The 14,426-nt window shown below is 66.3% G+C and carries 13 protein-coding genes, 1 pseudogene and 2 riboswitches; of the genes and pseudogenes, 2 read left to right on the top strand and 12 right to left on the bottom strand.

Annotated features, from left to right (window positions below; translation table 11 throughout):
• Window positions 1-270 precede the first annotated feature (270 nt).
• Both QCM77_RS14745 and QCM77_RS14740 read right to left on the bottom strand, forming a co-directional pair.
• Window positions 271-1,703 (bottom strand): annotated as a pseudogene (locus QCM77_RS14745) (PepSY domain-containing protein).
• A gap of 11 nt (window positions 1,704-1,714) precedes the next feature.
• A complete protein-coding gene (locus QCM77_RS14740) occupies window positions 1,715-4,072 on the bottom strand; it encodes a TonB-dependent receptor (RefSeq protein ID WP_279684043.1) in 2,358 nt (785 codons plus the stop codon).
• A 113-nt stretch (window positions 4,073-4,185) separates the two neighbouring features.
• A riboswitch (cobalamin riboswitch) is annotated at window positions 4,186-4,387 on the bottom strand.
• Window positions 4,388-4,459: 72 nt separating this feature from the next.
• On the opposite strand from QCM77_RS14740, the gene QCM77_RS14735 reads away from it, so the two are divergent.
• Window positions 4,460-5,032 carry a histidine phosphatase family protein gene (locus tag QCM77_RS14735; RefSeq protein WP_279684042.1) on the top strand — a complete coding sequence of 191 codons (573 nt, stop codon included), beginning with the start codon at window positions 4,460-4,462 and terminating at the stop codon, window positions 5,030-5,032.
• Here the strand turns inward: QCM77_RS14735 and cobT are convergent, their stop codons facing one another.
• From cobT to cbiT, 8 genes are all read right to left on the bottom strand, one after another.
• The gene (gene cobT / locus QCM77_RS14730) at window positions 5,033-6,085 is read right to left on the bottom strand and encodes a nicotinate-nucleotide--dimethylbenzimidazole phosphoribosyltransferase (RefSeq protein ID WP_279684041.1); all 1,053 of its coding nucleotides are present in this window, start codon (window positions 6,083-6,085) and stop codon (window positions 5,033-5,035) included.
• A 15-nt stretch (window positions 6,086-6,100) separates the two neighbouring features.
• Window positions 6,101-6,850: a precorrin-6A synthase (deacetylating) gene (cobF, locus tag QCM77_RS14725; RefSeq protein WP_279684040.1), complete on the bottom strand. Its 750-nt coding sequence runs from the start codon at window positions 6,848-6,850 to the stop codon at window positions 6,101-6,103.
• 48 nt (window positions 6,851-6,898) lie between these two features.
• Window positions 6,899-7,576 carry an energy-coupling factor ABC transporter permease gene (locus QCM77_RS14720; protein WP_279684039.1) on the bottom strand — a complete coding sequence of 226 codons (678 nt, stop codon included), beginning with the start codon at window positions 7,574-7,576 and terminating at the stop codon, window positions 6,899-6,901.
• Between the two features lie 37 nt (window positions 7,577-7,613).
• Window positions 7,614-7,833, bottom strand: a riboswitch (cobalamin riboswitch).
• A 45-nt stretch (window positions 7,834-7,878) separates the two neighbouring features.
• A complete protein-coding gene (gene cobA, locus QCM77_RS14715) occupies window positions 7,879-8,610 on the bottom strand; it encodes a uroporphyrinogen-III C-methyltransferase (RefSeq protein WP_279684038.1) in 732 nt (243 codons plus the stop codon).
• Entirely contained in the window at window positions 8,607-9,917 is a 1,311-nt protein-coding gene (locus tag QCM77_RS14710) for a cobyrinic acid a,c-diamide synthase CobB (protein ID WP_279684037.1), read from the bottom strand. The genes cobA and QCM77_RS14710 overlap by 4 nt, the downstream gene beginning before the upstream one ends.
• Entirely contained in the window at window positions 9,917-10,699 is a 783-nt protein-coding gene (gene cobM / locus QCM77_RS14705) for a precorrin-4 C(11)-methyltransferase (RefSeq protein WP_279684036.1), read from the bottom strand. The genes QCM77_RS14710 and cobM overlap by 1 nt, the downstream gene beginning before the upstream one ends.
• Window positions 10,696-11,064: a cobalamin biosynthesis protein gene (locus tag QCM77_RS14700; protein WP_279659863.1), complete on the bottom strand. Its 369-nt coding sequence runs from the start codon at window positions 11,062-11,064 to the stop codon at window positions 10,696-10,698. The genes cobM and QCM77_RS14700 overlap by 4 nt, the downstream gene beginning before the upstream one ends.
• Window positions 11,061-12,242, bottom strand: coding sequence for a precorrin-6Y C5,15-methyltransferase (decarboxylating) subunit CbiT (gene cbiT, locus QCM77_RS14695; protein ID WP_279684035.1), 1,182 nt, complete (start codon window positions 12,240-12,242; stop codon window positions 11,061-11,063). Before cbiT ends, QCM77_RS14700 begins: the two co-directional genes overlap by 4 nt.
• Between cbiT and QCM77_RS14690 the strand changes: the two genes are divergently transcribed.
• Entirely contained in the window at window positions 12,241-12,987 is a 747-nt protein-coding gene (locus tag QCM77_RS14690) for a cobalt-precorrin-6A reductase (RefSeq protein ID WP_279684034.1), read from the top strand. The genes cbiT and QCM77_RS14690 overlap by 2 nt on opposite strands.
• Here the strand turns inward: QCM77_RS14690 and cobJ are convergent.
• Both cobJ and QCM77_RS14680 read right to left on the bottom strand, forming a co-directional pair.
• Window positions 12,963-13,697, bottom strand: coding sequence for a precorrin-3B C(17)-methyltransferase (gene cobJ, locus QCM77_RS14685; RefSeq protein ID WP_279684033.1), 735 nt, complete (start codon window positions 13,695-13,697; stop codon window positions 12,963-12,965). The two genes, QCM77_RS14690 and cobJ, sit on opposite strands and share 25 nt — an antisense overlap.
• Window positions 13,694-14,425, bottom strand: a complete 732-nt coding sequence (locus QCM77_RS14680; RefSeq protein WP_279684032.1) for a precorrin-2 C(20)-methyltransferase — start codon at window positions 14,423-14,425, stop codon at window positions 13,694-13,696. The genes cobJ and QCM77_RS14680 overlap by 4 nt, the downstream gene beginning before the upstream one ends.
• Window position 14,426: the final 1 nt, after the last annotated feature.

Here is a 14,426-nt window from a genome sequence, read left to right as displayed (position 1 = left end):
CGCTGCCCGCATGGAGAGCACGTCGGTGTGGATCGTTCCACGCCAGAAAAGTGCAGCGCACCACGAATTTCCCCGGACGAAACGCCACATCCGCTGCATTGCAATCCACGCGCCGCGCACCGACTGTCTAATTTGCAGGCGATCGACCGGCGCTACGGGCCATGCGGTTGCCTATGAGCTATGCATGGCAGTCGGCTCAGCCTCTCTTTATTGTACGATCAGTAAGAGGTGGTTTTGCCCGCTCAACGCATCGCGACCTCGCTCCGGCTCTCAGGCTGCGAAGGACGGACGCAGGCGGCGCCAGCCGATGACGAGGCCCGTGATGGAGAACAGAAAGCCGAGGGCGCAGAGCCCGACGACCAAGCCGTCGCGCAGCAACGGATGCGCGACGAGAACCGGAAAATCCAGCGTGTGCAGCGCGCCGTAGAACCAGCGATAAGCCCGCCGCGACGAATCCAGCCTTTGCAGCAAATTGCCGTCGGCACCGTCGATGTCGAACCAGAGGTCACCGCAATACGAGCGGTAGACCGGGGCACCCGGGACGGTGGACTGCGCGGGATAGTTGTCGTTGTCGGCAAGTACGGACGGTACGCCGCAGCCGGCCGCGAGCCGCGCGGTCAGCCCCTGGACGTCGTGCACATCCAGAGATCCCGTTGGGCCATCACGGGGCGAATCCCCTGCCTTGATCAAAGTCTGACCGGCAGGCTCATCCGATCCCGCCGATAGAGATTGCCGTTGAAGGCGAACCATTCGATTTCACGGGCCGACGGCGATATCGGCTGCCGATCGAGCGATAGGGCAGCCGTCCAGTTCGGTGAAGCGTTCATCACGCTGGATTCGGCCGAGCTCAATTGCCCGCGCGAGAACAGCCGCCCGTGATCCATGGAGAGCCAGCCACTGAAAATCCACGTCAGCACGAAGACCGTCGCCGCGAGACCGATAAGATGATGCAGGGCATGCCAGCCACGATAGGGTGAGCCGATCAGACCTCCTCGAAGCCTGATCCGCGCAAGGCCAAGCACGGCGCCAAGCAAAGCTGCGATCAGGGCCAGCAGCGACAAGGTCCAGACCACGCGATCGCACAGCGACCAGTTGCTTCGCAGGACCGTTGGATAGATCCAGTGCTGCACGCTGCCGACGAGATTCCAGCCGCGCTCGCTACGCGTCGTATCCAGGACGATCTCACCGGTGAGCGAGGAGACATAGACTTCCGTTCCGTCGGCATCGCCGAGGGCAACCAGAAACAAGGGCCGATGGCGGTCAAAGCCGTTCGGCACGCTCCATTGGTCATAGTCCGAGCGCGCAACGATCGCGGCCCGCGCAGCATCGAGCCCGCGGCTGCGTGCGTGATCTCGCGCGATGGCCAGCGCGACGTCGAACGATTTGACCGACGCGTCGGCGCCGTCGGAGGCACGGACTGCGCCTGCGCGCGACGGCCCCGAGACGACATAGACCGGTCCGTCGCTGCGCTGGATCAGGCGAACGCGCGTTGCATCCACGATCCCGCTCGCGGTCACGGCATCGGCGACCGCGATCCTCATCTGCGCGCGATCCAGCGGCAGGAGTCCGGCAAAGCGTTCCGCTTCCGTCAAGGACGGAAACGGAACGAAGTGCATCACGATCCCCGTCGCGAACCACATCGCGAACAGCAGGCAGAACGCGATCCCGAGCCATCGATGCAGCAGGACGATCGCGCGCATCATCGATCAGCGTCCTACCATTTGAACGCGGCCGAGATCTCATAGGTGCGCGGCGCACCCAAAAGGATCTGGTCGGGATAGAACGGATCGCCCCAGATCGCGTAACGCTTGTCGGCGATGTTGCGTACCCGGAAAGTCAGGCGGGCTTGGTCGACCGCATTGAACACCGTTTTGGGGATGTCGACGAAGGCGTAGACGTCGGCGACCGTGTAGGCTTTCAGCGTCACGACGTTGGCATCGGTGTTGTAGCGGTCGCCGACATGACGGCCGGTGATGCCGAGCTCGACCGGCCAGGGCGTGAAGAACCGGTAAGACGCGCCGGCATTGGCGACGACGCGCGGCACGTTCGGCGGCGTATTGCCGGAGAACGAGCCGCCGACAAAATTGTAGTCGGCGTAGCGCGCATCGACATAGGCGATGTTGCCCCACACCCGCAGAGGCTCGATCGGACGCACCGAGGCGGCGAGCTCCACGCCCTTCGATTCCTGCCGCCCTGCGAGGTTGAGCTGCATGCCGCCGGCCGCGGCATAGACGTTCTTGCGCAGGATGTCGTAGGCCGAGAACGACCACTCCGCCCGATTGTCCCAGAACAGATGCTTGACGCCGGTCTCATAGGTGCGCGCGGTGGTCAGGTTGAGCGGATCGGTCGGATTGAGCAGGAAGATGTTGTTGGCCGAGATGTCGGCGCCGGTGGCATATTGGCTGAAGAAGGTCAGGCCCGGAACGGCCTCCCACGTGTAGCCGATACGCCCCGTCGTCGGGACCCAGGATTTCGAGAACGGAAAATTCGCGTTCTCCAGACCGGTCTTGTCGGTCGAATTACGGTCGAGCCCGATATGCTCGACACGGAGACCACCAACCAGCGCAAAGCTGCGCGTGAGCTTCAGCCGGTCCTCGAATGACAGCGCCTCGTTGTCAATCCGCGCGGTCTGCTGCTTGGTCGTGAGATCGCCGTAAAAGCCACGAACGGGATCGACCAGCGAGACGGAATCACCGGGAAAGTTTGCGGCGCCCGGCCTCACGAAATCAAGGTAGCTCGAGGAAAGCGTCGTGACCAAACGGTTGTCAAAGGCGGCGATATTCGCATCCCAGATCAGGTCGGTGATGTTGCCGACCAAGCGTTGGCTGTGCGCGACATAGAAGCGCTCACGGTCGACCATGTTCGTACCGGAATTGAACGCCTCGATCTCATTGTTGAACCATGTGCGCTCCGCACCGTAGCCATATGCCTGGCTCTTCAGCGTCAGGTCGGGCGCCAGCTTCAGCTCGAAGCCGCCGCGCAGCCACACTTCTTGCGCGACGTTGCGATTGTCGAGGACGTTGTAGTTGGTGTTGAAGGTGCGGTCGTCGATCGTGACCGCACCGAGATTCGTTTTGTTGTAGTTCGAGACGTAATTTCCGGAAACGATCCCCGTCGTGGCATGCGAGCCGCTGAAGGCGATCGGCACCAGCGGCGCGCCCCAATAGGCTTTCGAACGGTCTTCGCGATATTCGATCGCGCCCCAGACCTTGAGGCTATCGGAGATGCGGTAGTTGAGCTGGCCCGACACATCGAGCGTCTTGGTGTTGGTGTCGTCGGCAAAGCCGTTGAGCGAGGAACGGCTGACGTCGACGCGGTAATCGAGTCCCTCTACGTTGGTGCTGCCGCCCGAGCCGTAATGCGCGCCGAATGAGTTGAGGGAATCCCAGGAGAAATCCGCCTCGTTCCGGATCGGCCCCGTGTGCGGCTGCTTGCTGACGAAGTTGATCGCGCCGCCGGCGGCGCCCTCGCCCGAGATCAGCGAGGCCGGGCCTTTGAGGAATTCCACCGCCGCCAGATTGGCAGTGTCCATGACCCGCGAGGTCATGTTCTGCGGGCCGATCTTGATGCCGTTGTAGAGCGTGTTGATCTGGCTGTTGGTAAAGCCGCGCATCGAGAACGCCGCGGGCTCGGCCGGGTTATCCCCTGAGGTGACCCCGACGGCGCCCTGGGCCACCTCGGAGACCGTGCGATAGCCCTGCTCGCGCATGGTCTCGGCCGAGATCACCTCGACGGTGGCCGGGATCTCCCGCACGGTCAGACCGAGACGCGAGGCGCTTTCGGCGACTGCATTGGTGTTGAGCGGCGTTTGCGCCGCTGCGGTTGGCACAACGGGCTTGGGCACTGCGGATGCCGTCTCTGCCCGGCGCGCTGCTGCGCGGCGTTGGCTCTGCGCGTCCCGGCCGGCCGGCCTGGCCTGCTTGCGGGATTGGGCGGGCGATACCTCGACGGGCGGCAGAGATTCGCGAACCTGCTGCGCCAGCGCGGCGGGCAGATCAAGGATGGCAAACGATGTGAGCGCAGCGGGCGCAAGCAGGAATTTGCGCAGCCGCGTCGCATGGACGGAGAACATGGTTCAGACCTCGGTATGACGTCAGTGGCACGTCACAGCGAACGAGGTCTCACCTTGGCTTGTCAGCCTTCCGATGAAGCCGAATGTCTGTACTCCCCGACCGACATCTTCGCGTGTGACCACGGCTGACGGCAGGTCTCCTGGCTCGCGGGTCAATACCTTGCATCGCCTTCCCGGGACCGAGATACCCAGTGGCTTGTGACGCAAGATTCGCCGCTTACAGTTGCGGGGGCAGCCACGGCATTGGGGACAAACTCCCCGCACCGCATTCCCTTTTCATCCCCTCTCGGGGAAACCGTCGCGAGCATCTAGGATTACGACCCAGACAGAGTCAATGTGCCAGTTGCGGCGTTAGTGCCACAGCGACCAATTTCCTTGGAGATAAGCATGGAAGGCGAGACCTTCCTCTGGCTGATACGGCATGCGCCCGTCGACGGGGTCGCCGGGACGATCCATGCAGCCGATGCGCCGGCCGATCTCGGCAATCGGGCGGCGCTGGAGGCGCTGCGGCAGCGCCTGCCGCGGGACGCCGCGAGCTATGCGAGCCCCTCGCGGCGCACGGTCGAAACGGCCCGCGCGCTAGGGCTCGACCCGGTGCAGTTGCGCGAATTCAGCGAGCAAAACTTTGGCGACTGGACCGGCCGTCGGCATGACGAACTCGCCATGACCGGTGGCGAGGCCTATGCGCAGTTCTGGAGCGATCCGGCTCGCGGACGGCCGCCGGGCGGCGAAAGCTTTGAGGATCAGGTCGCGCGCGTCCGGCTGGGTCTGTCAGGGATCGGCACCGGATCGACAACGCTCGTCGTGCATTCCGGCACGATCCGCGCGGCGCTATGCATCGCGCTGGATTTGACGCCACAAGCAGCCCTGCGCTTTGTGGTCGATCCGTTGTCGCTGACCCGGATCGACCGGCTCGCGACCGGCTGGCGCGTCGTCATCGTCAATCAGCGGATGCTTTGATCAGACCGGACGATCAGGCACATTGGCCTGCGCAAAGGTCGCCATCCCGTTGTGGAGCGCGCAGGCAGATCGCACCAGCGGCAGCGCGATGGCCGCGCCCGATCCTTCGCCGAGCCTGAGATCGAGGCTGATCAGCGGTTGCACATTCAGCGCGCGAAGCACCAGCCGATGCCCCTGCTCCGCGGACTGGTGCGAGGCTAGCTGGAACGGCTGGCACGAGGGGTTGAGCCGCGCCGCCGCCAGCGCCGCGACCGACACGATAAAGCCGTCGATCAACACCGGGATGCGGCGCTGTGCAGCCGCGATTACGGCCCCGCAGATGGCCGCGATCTCAAGACCGCCGACGGCGCACAGGATCTTTTCAGGCGAAGCGCCCGCAACGCCATGGCGTGCGATCGCAGCGTCGATCACCCGCGCCTTGTACGCACGGCCGGCCGCATCGACGCCGGTGCCGCTGCCCGCGATCTCCTCGGCACTCACGCCGAGCAAGCCGGCCGCGATCGCCGCCGATGTCGTGGTGTTGCCGATGCCCATCTCGCCGAAGATCAGGAGATCAGGCTGCCCAGCCTGCGCCCGCGTCACCGCACGTCGGCCGGCTTCGAACGCAAACGCCAGCTCTGGGGGGGTGAGCGCAGCTTCGACGCTGAAATCGCGCGTGCCGCTACGCGGCTTGTCGGTAACGATTCCAGCCATCTCCTCCTGCGCCAGCGTGCCGGCGTCAACGACCTCCAGGCTAGAGCCCAGCTCACGCGCCAGCACCGAGATCGCGGCGCCGCCGGAGGCAAAATTCGCCAGCATCGCGATGGTCACTTCTTGCGGATAGGCCGAGACGCCCTGCGCGACGATGCCGTGATCGCCGGCGAAGATGATGATCGGCACCCGCGCCGCGCGCGGTTGCTCAGTTGCTTGCAGGCCCGCAAGCTCGATCGCGAGCTGCTCGAGCCGGCCGAGCGCGCCGGTCGGTTTCGTCAGTTGCGCCTGCCGCGCGACCGCCGCCTCGCGATGGACTGCCGAGATATCGGGGCATTGTTGGTAGACCCATTCGGGGAGCATGCTGCCTCGCTTGGCTCACGGCCTGCGCTTGAGAATGTAACTGTCCATGATCCAGCCATGCCGTTCGCGCGCCTCTTGCCGCACGGCGACGATACGCGGGCCGATCTCGGCCAGCGCGCCGGACATGATGATCTGATCTGGCATGCCGAGATAGGCGCCCCACCAGATGTGCAGGCCTTCCGGATCAAGTGACTGGAACGCCGTGCCGCCGTCGAGCATCACCACCACTGTATCGACACCTGCCGGCCAGCCGCCATCGCGCAAGCGGCGTCCCGTCGTGACCAGGAAGGGTTCGCCGATGTCGTTGAGCGGCAGCGCATGCGCCGCGCATAGCGCCTGGATCGAGGTGATGCCGGGCACGACCTCGATATCAGGCAAGGGATTGAGCCGCCGCGCAATACGCAGCGAAGAATCATAAAGCGAGGGATCGCCCCAGATCAGCAGCGCAACCTTGCCCTCGCCTTCGAGATGATCTGCGATCGTCTGCGACCAGGTTGCGGCCACCGCATCGTGCCAATCGTCCACGCCCTTGCGATAATCCGCTTCAGCCGCGTCGCGCACGGGAAGATCGAACTCCGCGATGCGCGTCTTGTCGCTGGTGAGCACATCAGCGCAGATCGTCCGCCTGAGATCGGCGAGATCGGACTTTGCGGTCCCCTTGCGCGGGATCAGGACGAGATCGGCCGCGTTGATCGCACCGATCGCGGCGCGCGTCAGCTGCTCGGGATCGCCGCAACCGATGCCTATCAGGGAAAGCGTGAACATCGTGCCTGCGAAGGGCGGCCGCACATCGGCCGCCCGTTCGCTTGTCTCTTAAGCCGCGTTGTGCAGGCGCGGCGTGACGAGGCCGGGCGCGGTGACACCACGCAGCGACTTCGCCAGCGCCAGCACGCCGAGATCGGCGAGCGGCTCGATCACGATGACCAGCGCATAGGACGCCGCGAACGTCGCGATGCTGGCGAGGTTGGTCGCGCCAAAACCCGATCCATAGAGCGCCCAGAACGCCACCCAGAGGATGACGCCGGACTGATACGTCGTCGAAAGCGCCAATGCCTGGCGGTACTTCAGATCGACATAGGCGGTGTTGCGCGAAATGATCCGCGTGGCGATTGCCTGGATCGCGAACAGCGGCACCAGCAGCGTGGTGACGTTCATGCCATATTGCGGCAGGTCGGGCGGCTCGAAGAAGATGCCCTGGAACAGCAGGCCGAACGCGAGACCGAAGGCCGCTGGTGCAGCACCGAACAGCAGGAACAGGGTCGAGCCGAGGATGAAGTGCACTTCGGAGACGCCGACCGGGAAGTGCGGCAGGATCTCGAAGAAGACAAACACCAGTCCCGTAGTGGCGAGCGTCCGCGCCGCGAACGACGTGATGCCCTGCTCGCGCACGGTCTCGACCGCGAGCTTCAGTGCAACGCCGCCGACGGCGAGGCCTGTTGCGTAACTCAACACGAGCTTGGCGCCCGACACTAGTCCGGGTTCGATATGCATGGCTCAGATCCTTCCTGCCGTCACACCCGACGGCCTTGGCCTAAAAACGTGCAGGGCCGGTCTCCTGGCTCGCGGTTCACTGGGAGTCTCCGGCCTTCCCGAACCTTGCGGCCCAGTGGCTGATCGAAGTCCCTCACCGCTTACAGTCGCGGGGGCGGCTGAGGTTTTGGGCGCCGCAACTGGGTCCGCCCATCCCCATTCCCGATTATGCTCCGGCGCTTTGCGCCGCGTGGAGCACCATGCGTCTCCTGTGTGCCCCTTTCGCAAGCCGGGCGTCAAGGGGCGAAGGGCGGCTGAGGCCGTCATGACGGATAATCCCCCGCCAGCGCGCCGAACAGGATGACGGCCGCCGTGGAGGCCGCCCCGCCCCGCGCAAGCTGCTCGGCAAGCTCCGAAATGGTGGTGCGGACCAGCCGCTCATCGGGACGGCCGAGCGATTCGGCGAACAACGCCGGCGTGGTTGGGGAGAGGCCGTGCTCGATCAATTTTGCGACAAGCACCGGAAACGTGCGGCGGCCCATATAGACCACGGTCGTCGCCTCCGGATCGGCCAGCGCCGCCCAGTTGAGGTTTGGCGGCAGCTCGCCGGTGACGTCCGCTCCGGTCACGAACTGCACCCGGCGCGAGGTGTGACGCCGGGTCAGCGGAATGCCGGCCTGGGCCACGGCGACACAGGCCGAGGTGACGCCGGGAATGATCTCGTAGCCGATGCCCGCTTCGCGCAGCGTCTCGAGCTCCTCCTCGAGCCGGCCAAAGATGCCGGCATCGCCCGACTTCAATCGCACCACGCGCGCGCCTGTTACGGCATAGTCGACCAGCAATCGGTTGACGTGGTGCTGCTTGGTCGAGGGCCGTCCCGCCCGCTTTCCTACCGCGACAAGATTAGCGCCGGGACGGGCGAGATCGAGGATCGCGCCCGAAGCAAGATCATCATAGAGCACAACGTCGGCCTCGCGCAGCCGCGCGGCACCCTTGAGCGTGAGGAGCTCGGGATCGCCGGGGCCGGCCGAGACGAAACTGACAAAACCGCTCACCGGTCCTCCGCGATCAGATGGAAGAACGTGCCGGTGGCATGACCTCGCCGCGAGCCGGTCTCGGAAATGACCGCGCCTGTCGCGTCGTGCACGACCGCCAGCGGCGTGTCGGGCTGCGCGAGGATCGTCGAATAGTGGAATTCGTGGCCACGCAGGCGGGCACCCGCCTGATGGCCCGGCATCGGCGCGGCGAGCTCGGCCAGACGATAGCCCAGATGCATGCGGCGCTTGGCAAAGCTCGTCTCCAGGCCGAGCAGGCCCGTCATCTCGTGGCTGATGCCGTCGGCGTCGGTCAAAGCGGTGCCCAGCACCATATAGCCTCCGCATTCGCCATGCACCGGCCGCGTTTCGGCGAAGGCGCGCAAGCCGCTGCGGAAGCGCGCATTGGCCGCGATCTTGCCGGCCTGCAGCTCGGGATAACCGCCAGGCAGCCAGCACACATCCGCACTCGCGTCAGGACCTTCATCGGCGAGCGGCGAGAATGTCGATATCTCCGCACCCGCCCCGCGCCACGCTTCCAGCATATGCGGATAGACGAAGGAGAACGCGGCGTCACGGGCAAGCGCAATGCGCTGGCCGGGTGGCGTCACGTTCAGGCCGCTCGCGGCGGGTTGCGGCGACCAGCTGGCGGCCGAACGCAGCACCGCGTCGAGATCGACATGCTCGGCGACGAAGCGTGCGGCCTCGTCGATCAGCTTGCCGATCTCCGCCTGCTCCTCGGCCTGTACCAGCCCGAGATGCCGCTTCGGCAGGCTGATCTCGGCATGGCGTGGCAGCGCGCCGAACACGGCGATGCCGGCATCCAGCAGCGCACGCCGCACGAGGTCTTCGTGGCGCGGGCTGGCGACTCGGTTCAGCACCACACCTGCGAGGCGCACGCCGGGACGGTAGTCGCGGAGTCCTGCGGCGATCGCCGCCGCCGTTTGTGCCTGTCCGGAGGGATCGATCACCAGCAGCACAGGCCAGTCCAGCATCTCTGCGATGTCGGCGGTCGCTCCGGTGCCGCAGACGCCGCGCGCGGCGACACCGTCGAACAGGCCCATCGAGCCCTCGGCCAGCACGACATCGGCGTCATTGCCGCGACTGACGAGATGCGAGATCGTCCCGCGATCCATCGCCCAGCTGTCGACATTGACTGAGGCGCGTCCCGTCGCGGCTGCATGAAACGCGGGATCGATGTAATCGGGGCCGCTCTTGAAGCACTGCACCCGCAATCCGCTGTTGCGCCAGGCGCGGGCAAGCGCCAGCGTCAGCGTCGTCTTGCCGACGCCGGAGGCCGGCGCGGAGATGACGAGCCCAGCCGCCATCACGACACCTCCGGAAAGCGCGGCTCGGCGCCAACCGGCCGATAGCGGCGGTCGTAGTCGGCAGCATAGAGACGGCTCTCGGAAAAATCCGCCGAGCCCAGCGTCTTGCCGACCAGAATCAGCGCGGTGCGCTCCATCTCGCTGCCGACAGCAGCGTCGAGTGTTGCGAGCGTGGCGCGAACGATGCACTGATCGGGCCAGCTCGCACGCCAGACGATCGCGACCGGGCAGTCCGCGCCGTAATGCGGCGTCAGCTCGGCGATGACCTTGTCCAGCAGATGGATCGACAGATGGATGGCGAGCACCGCGCCGGTGGCGGCGAACGCGGCGAGCTTCTCACCTTCCGGCATCGCGCTGGCGCGGCCCGGCTTGCGCGTCAGCACCACGGTCTGTGCAAGACCAGGCAATGTCAGCTCGGCTTCGAGGGCGGCTGCCGCTGCCGAGAAAGCCGGCACGCCCGGCGTCACGGTGTAGGGAATGCCGAGCGCGCGCAGGCGACGCAGTTGCTCACCCATCGCCGACCAGATCGAGAGATCGCCGGAATGCAGCCGCGCGACATCCTTGCCGCCCGCATGCGCGGCGGCGATCTCCGCGACGATCTCGTCGAGCGACAGCGGCGCGGTGTTGACGATCCGTGCGTCCGGCGGGCAATGCGCCAGCACGCCTTCGGGGACCAGCGAGCCGGCATAGAGACAGACCGGACAAGCGGCGATGAGATCGCGTCCGCGCAAGGTCAGCAAGTCGGGAGCGCCCGGCCCGGCGCCGATGAAATGCACCGTCATGCGCCGTCTCCTTCCGCAATCGCCGCGGTCGCGGTGCGATCCTGCGAGACCACCCGCGTCGCGATCAACCGCGCACGGGGTCCAGCTGCCGCGAGGGCCGCCGCTTCGGCGACCGATCCCGTCCCGAACTTTTCCACGATGAGATTTGACTGTGTTGGCGTGTCGATGCCGGCCAGCATTTCGGCGGCGACCGCCTTGATGGGCACGCCGCATTCGCGCGCGAGCTGCTTCAGCGCCTCCGCGTCGGCCTTATCGCTGACAGTCGCCACCGCCGCGAGGCCTTCGGGACCACCGGCCGCCAGAAGCGCCTCGCGCAGCGAGGCCAGCGTGACATCCCGTTTGAATCCGAGCCCGGCGACCTTCATCGGACCGCACTCCATTGCACTACCGGCCGCGCCGCCTGCCAGGAGCGGGAGCGGCCGAGCGGAGCGGCATGTGCAATCTCGACCCGCATCAAGTCGCCGCCGTGGCGCTGATGCAGCTCGCCGAGCAGCGCTTCCGTCTCCAGCGTCACGGCATGCGCAACGACTCGCGTTCCGGATGCGAGCCGCGACCAGACGACATCGAACATCGCGATGTCGAGACCGCCGCCGATGAAGACGGCATCAGGTGCGTCCAGCGCAGCAAGGGCCTCAGGCGCTTTACCCGTGACGATGGTGATCTCGTGCGCCAATCCGAACGCCGCCGCATTGCTGCGGATGTTCGCGGCACGATCCTCGCGCGCCTCGACGGCGATCGCAGTCCCGCCGCACAGCGCCCACTCGACCGAGATCGAACCCGAGCCGGCGCCGATGTCCCACAACCGTTCACCGGGACGCGGCGCCAGCGCCGAGAGCGCGAGCGCACGGACCGGACGCTTGGTGATCTGGCCGTCATGGACGAAGAGATCGTCTGATAGTCCCGAGCTGCGAGGAAGACCCTGCGCTCCTCTCGCCTCCACGGCCACCGTGACCAGACTTCCGGCAAGATCGCCTGCGAAGCTGTCGGCGCGATGCGCGCTGATACTTTCGCGCGACCCGCCAAGTGCGGTGAGCGTCCAGAATCCCGAAGCGCCCCAACCGCGCTCCGTCAGCCATTTCGCGAGATCGCCTGCGGCCTTCCCGTCGCGCACAAGGCAAATGATGCGCGCGCCTCGCGCCAGATGCGGCACGAGACGCTCGAATGGCGCGGCATGAAGGCCAAGACAGACAGCGAATTCGAGACGCCAGCCCAGCCGCGCGGCGGCGAGCGAGAAGGTCGACGGCGCCGAATGCGCAATCCACTCGCCGGCGTCCAGCTTCTCGGCGAGGCTCGCGCCCGCGCCATGCCAGAACGGATCGCCGGAGGCGAGCACCGCCGTCGGGCGGCCGCGGCACCTCAGCACGACATCTGAGTCGAACGGCACCGGCCACGCGCGGCCTCGGCTGGTTACGCCCGCGAGCGCAAGATGACGCTCGCCGCCGAAGACAGTTTCAGCATTGGCAAGCGCCTTTCGGCTTGCTTCGGACAGCCCGGCGAGTCCATCTTCGCCGATACCGATGATGGTCAGCCAGGGATCAGCCATGACGCGCGCCCTCATTCTGGGCGGAACGGCCGACGCGAGCCTGCTTGCGGCGGAGATCGCGCGCGCAGGCATTGACGCCGTGTATTCCTATGGCGGCCGCACCCGCGCGCCCGCCGACCAGCCGCTGCCGACCCGCATCGGCGGCTTTGGCGGCGTGAGCGGTCTTGCAGATTACATTCGCCGGGAAGACATCACGCATGTGATCGACGCGACGCATCCCTTTGCCGCCGGGATGAGCCGCAATGCGGTCGCGGCGTGCAAGGACACGGGAACGCCGCTGATCGCGCTGGAGCGTGCGCCCTGGACGAAAGCGCCCGGCGACAACTGGATCGAAATTGCAGACGTCAACGCCGCGGTCGCCGCACTGCCCGAGGCGGCGGCAAATGTGTTCCTCGCCATCGGCCGCCAGCACATCGCACCGTTCGCGGCCAAGCCGCAGCACGCCTACACGCTGAGGTTCGTCGATCCGCCCGAAGCGCCGCTGCCCTCCGCCGCGGATGTCATCGTGTCGCGTGGGCCGTTCACGCTCGAGGGCGAGCTGGCGATGCTGCGTGCGCGTGCCATCACTTGGATTATCGCCCGCAATTCCGGCGGCGACGGCGCGCGCGCCAAGATCGACGCAGCCCGCAGGCTCGGCCTGCCCGTGATCATGATCTCGCGGCCGCAACTGCCGGAACGATTGCGGGTCGAAAGCGTGGCGGAGATCATGCAGTGGCTCGGTCATCGGACCTGCCTCGGCGCATAGACCCAGCGGCCGACGCGGCGTGTCTGCGAGTTGCCGACGATCACCAGCGTGCGCATGTCGGCCATCTCGGGCGTCGCCTCGTTCAGCGTCACGGTCTCGATCTTCTCGCCAGAAGTGCTGATCGCGCGCGCGAAGATCACGAGGCGTTCGCCGCAGCCGGCCTCCTTCAGCACCGCAAGCGCACGGCCAAATCCTTCCGGCCGGCTCGCCGAGCGCGGATTGTACATCGCAATGGCAAAATCGGCTTCCGCGGCAAGCCGCAGGCGCTTCTCGATCAGCGCCCAAGGCTTCAGATTGTCGGAGAGATTGATGGCACAGAAATCATGGCCGAGCGGCGCGCCGGCGCGCGCGGCGGCCGCCAGCATCGCGGTGATGCCGGGCAGCACGCGGATCGGCAGCTCGCGCCATTGCGGCGCCTGTTCGAGCGCCTCGAACACGGCAGAGGCCATCGCGAAGACGCCGGGATCGCCGGAGGATACGATGACGACCTGTCCGCCTTCGGCCGCGAGCCGCAGCGCCTCGCTCGCACGCTGCAGCTCTTCGCGATTGTCGGAGGGATGCAGGGTAAGCCCCGCTCGCGGCGGCACGCGCGCGACATAGGGCGCGTAGCCCAGAATATCGGTCGCGGCGGCAAGCGCGGCGGAGACCTCGGGCGTCACCAGCGCATCGCTGCCCGGCCCGAGGCCCGCGATGGTCAGCATACCCGTCATTCCGCGGCGTCCAGATGCCGGCCCTTGCCGTGCACGAGCACGATCGCGAAATAGGGGCAGTCGGCGGCATCGATCTCCGCGAGCCGCACCACGCGCTCGCCCGGCATGGTGCCGCGCTCGACCAGCCAGGCACCGTCCAGTCGTCCAGCGGCAGCGAGCGCGCGGCGCACCTTTGCGAGATTGCGCCCGGTCTTCATGATCACGAGTGCATCGGAATCGCGCATGCGGCGTTCGAGTTCTTGCTCGGCGAGCGTGCCCATGAGCACCGTCGTCACATCATCACCGAGCGCGATCGGCTGTCCCACGCCATTCCAGCAACCGACCATGCCTGGAATGCCCGCGATCACCTCGATCTCGACGCGGCCTTGCAGGCGCGTGTGCAGATGCATGAAAGAGCCGTAGAAGTAGGGATCGCCCTCGCAGAGCACGACGACATCGACCGCGCGCGCCAGCCGCGCCAGACGTTCCGCCCATTCGTCGTAGAAGCCGGCAAGCAGCTTGACGTATTCAGGCGTATCGAAAGCGATCTCAGTGGTGACCGGATATTCCATGGGATATTCGGTGACGTCGGCAGCCAACATGCCCTCGACGATGCGGCGCGCCTGGCCGGGCCGGCCCTTCTTGCGGAAATAGGCGACATGGCTTGCGCCGCGCACCGTCCGGTCCGCGCGCACGCTCATCATATCAGGGTTGCCGGGGCCGAGACCGCAGCAGATGATGCGTCCCATC

This window comes from Bradyrhizobium nivariense, assembly GCF_029846695.2.
Classification (GTDB): domain Bacteria; phylum Pseudomonadota; class Alphaproteobacteria; order Rhizobiales; family Xanthobacteraceae; genus Bradyrhizobium.
Note: the sequence above shows the minus strand (reverse complement) of the source record. Positions and strands in the feature narration are given on the sequence as shown.

What these genes read in the sequence shown, in the direction of transcription:
- QCM77_RS14735 (WP_279684042.1), top strand. Translation starts at nt 4,460, where the DNA reads ATGGAAGGCGAGACCTTCCTCTGGCTGATACGGCATGCGCCCGTCGAC.
- cobJ (WP_279684033.1), bottom strand. Translation starts at nt 13,697, where the DNA reads ATGACGGGTATGCTGACCATCGCGGGCCTCGGGCCGGGCAGCGATGCG.
- cobF (WP_279684040.1), bottom strand. Translation starts at nt 6,850, where the DNA reads ATGTTCACGCTTTCCCTGATAGGCATCGGTTGCGGCGATCCCGAGCAG.
- cbiT (WP_279684035.1), bottom strand. Translation starts at nt 12,242, where the DNA reads ATGGCTGATCCCTGGCTGACCATCATCGGTATCGGCGAAGATGGACTC.
- QCM77_RS14710 (WP_279684037.1), bottom strand. Translation starts at nt 9,917, where the DNA reads ATGGCGGCTGGGCTCGTCATCTCCGCGCCGGCCTCCGGCGTCGGCAAG.
- QCM77_RS14740 (WP_279684043.1), bottom strand. Translation starts at nt 4,072, where the DNA reads ATGTTCTCCGTCCATGCGACGCGGCTGCGCAAATTCCTGCTTGCGCCC.
- QCM77_RS14690 (WP_279684034.1), top strand. Translation starts at nt 12,241, where the DNA reads ATGACGCGCGCCCTCATTCTGGGCGGAACGGCCGACGCGAGCCTGCTT.
- cobT (WP_279684041.1), bottom strand. Translation starts at nt 6,085, where the DNA reads ATGCTCCCCGAATGGGTCTACCAACAATGCCCCGATATCTCGGCAGTC.
- QCM77_RS14700 (WP_279659863.1), bottom strand. Translation starts at nt 11,064, where the DNA reads ATGAAGGTCGCCGGGCTCGGATTCAAACGGGATGTCACGCTGGCCTCG.
- QCM77_RS14680 (WP_279684032.1), bottom strand. Translation starts at nt 14,425, where the DNA reads ATGGGACGCATCATCTGCTGCGGTCTCGGCCCCGGCAACCCTGATATG.
- QCM77_RS14720 (WP_279684039.1), bottom strand. Translation starts at nt 7,576, where the DNA reads ATGCATATCGAACCCGGACTAGTGTCGGGCGCCAAGCTCGTGTTGAGT.
- cobM (WP_279684036.1), bottom strand. Translation starts at nt 10,699, where the DNA reads ATGACGGTGCATTTCATCGGCGCCGGGCCGGGCGCTCCCGACTTGCTG.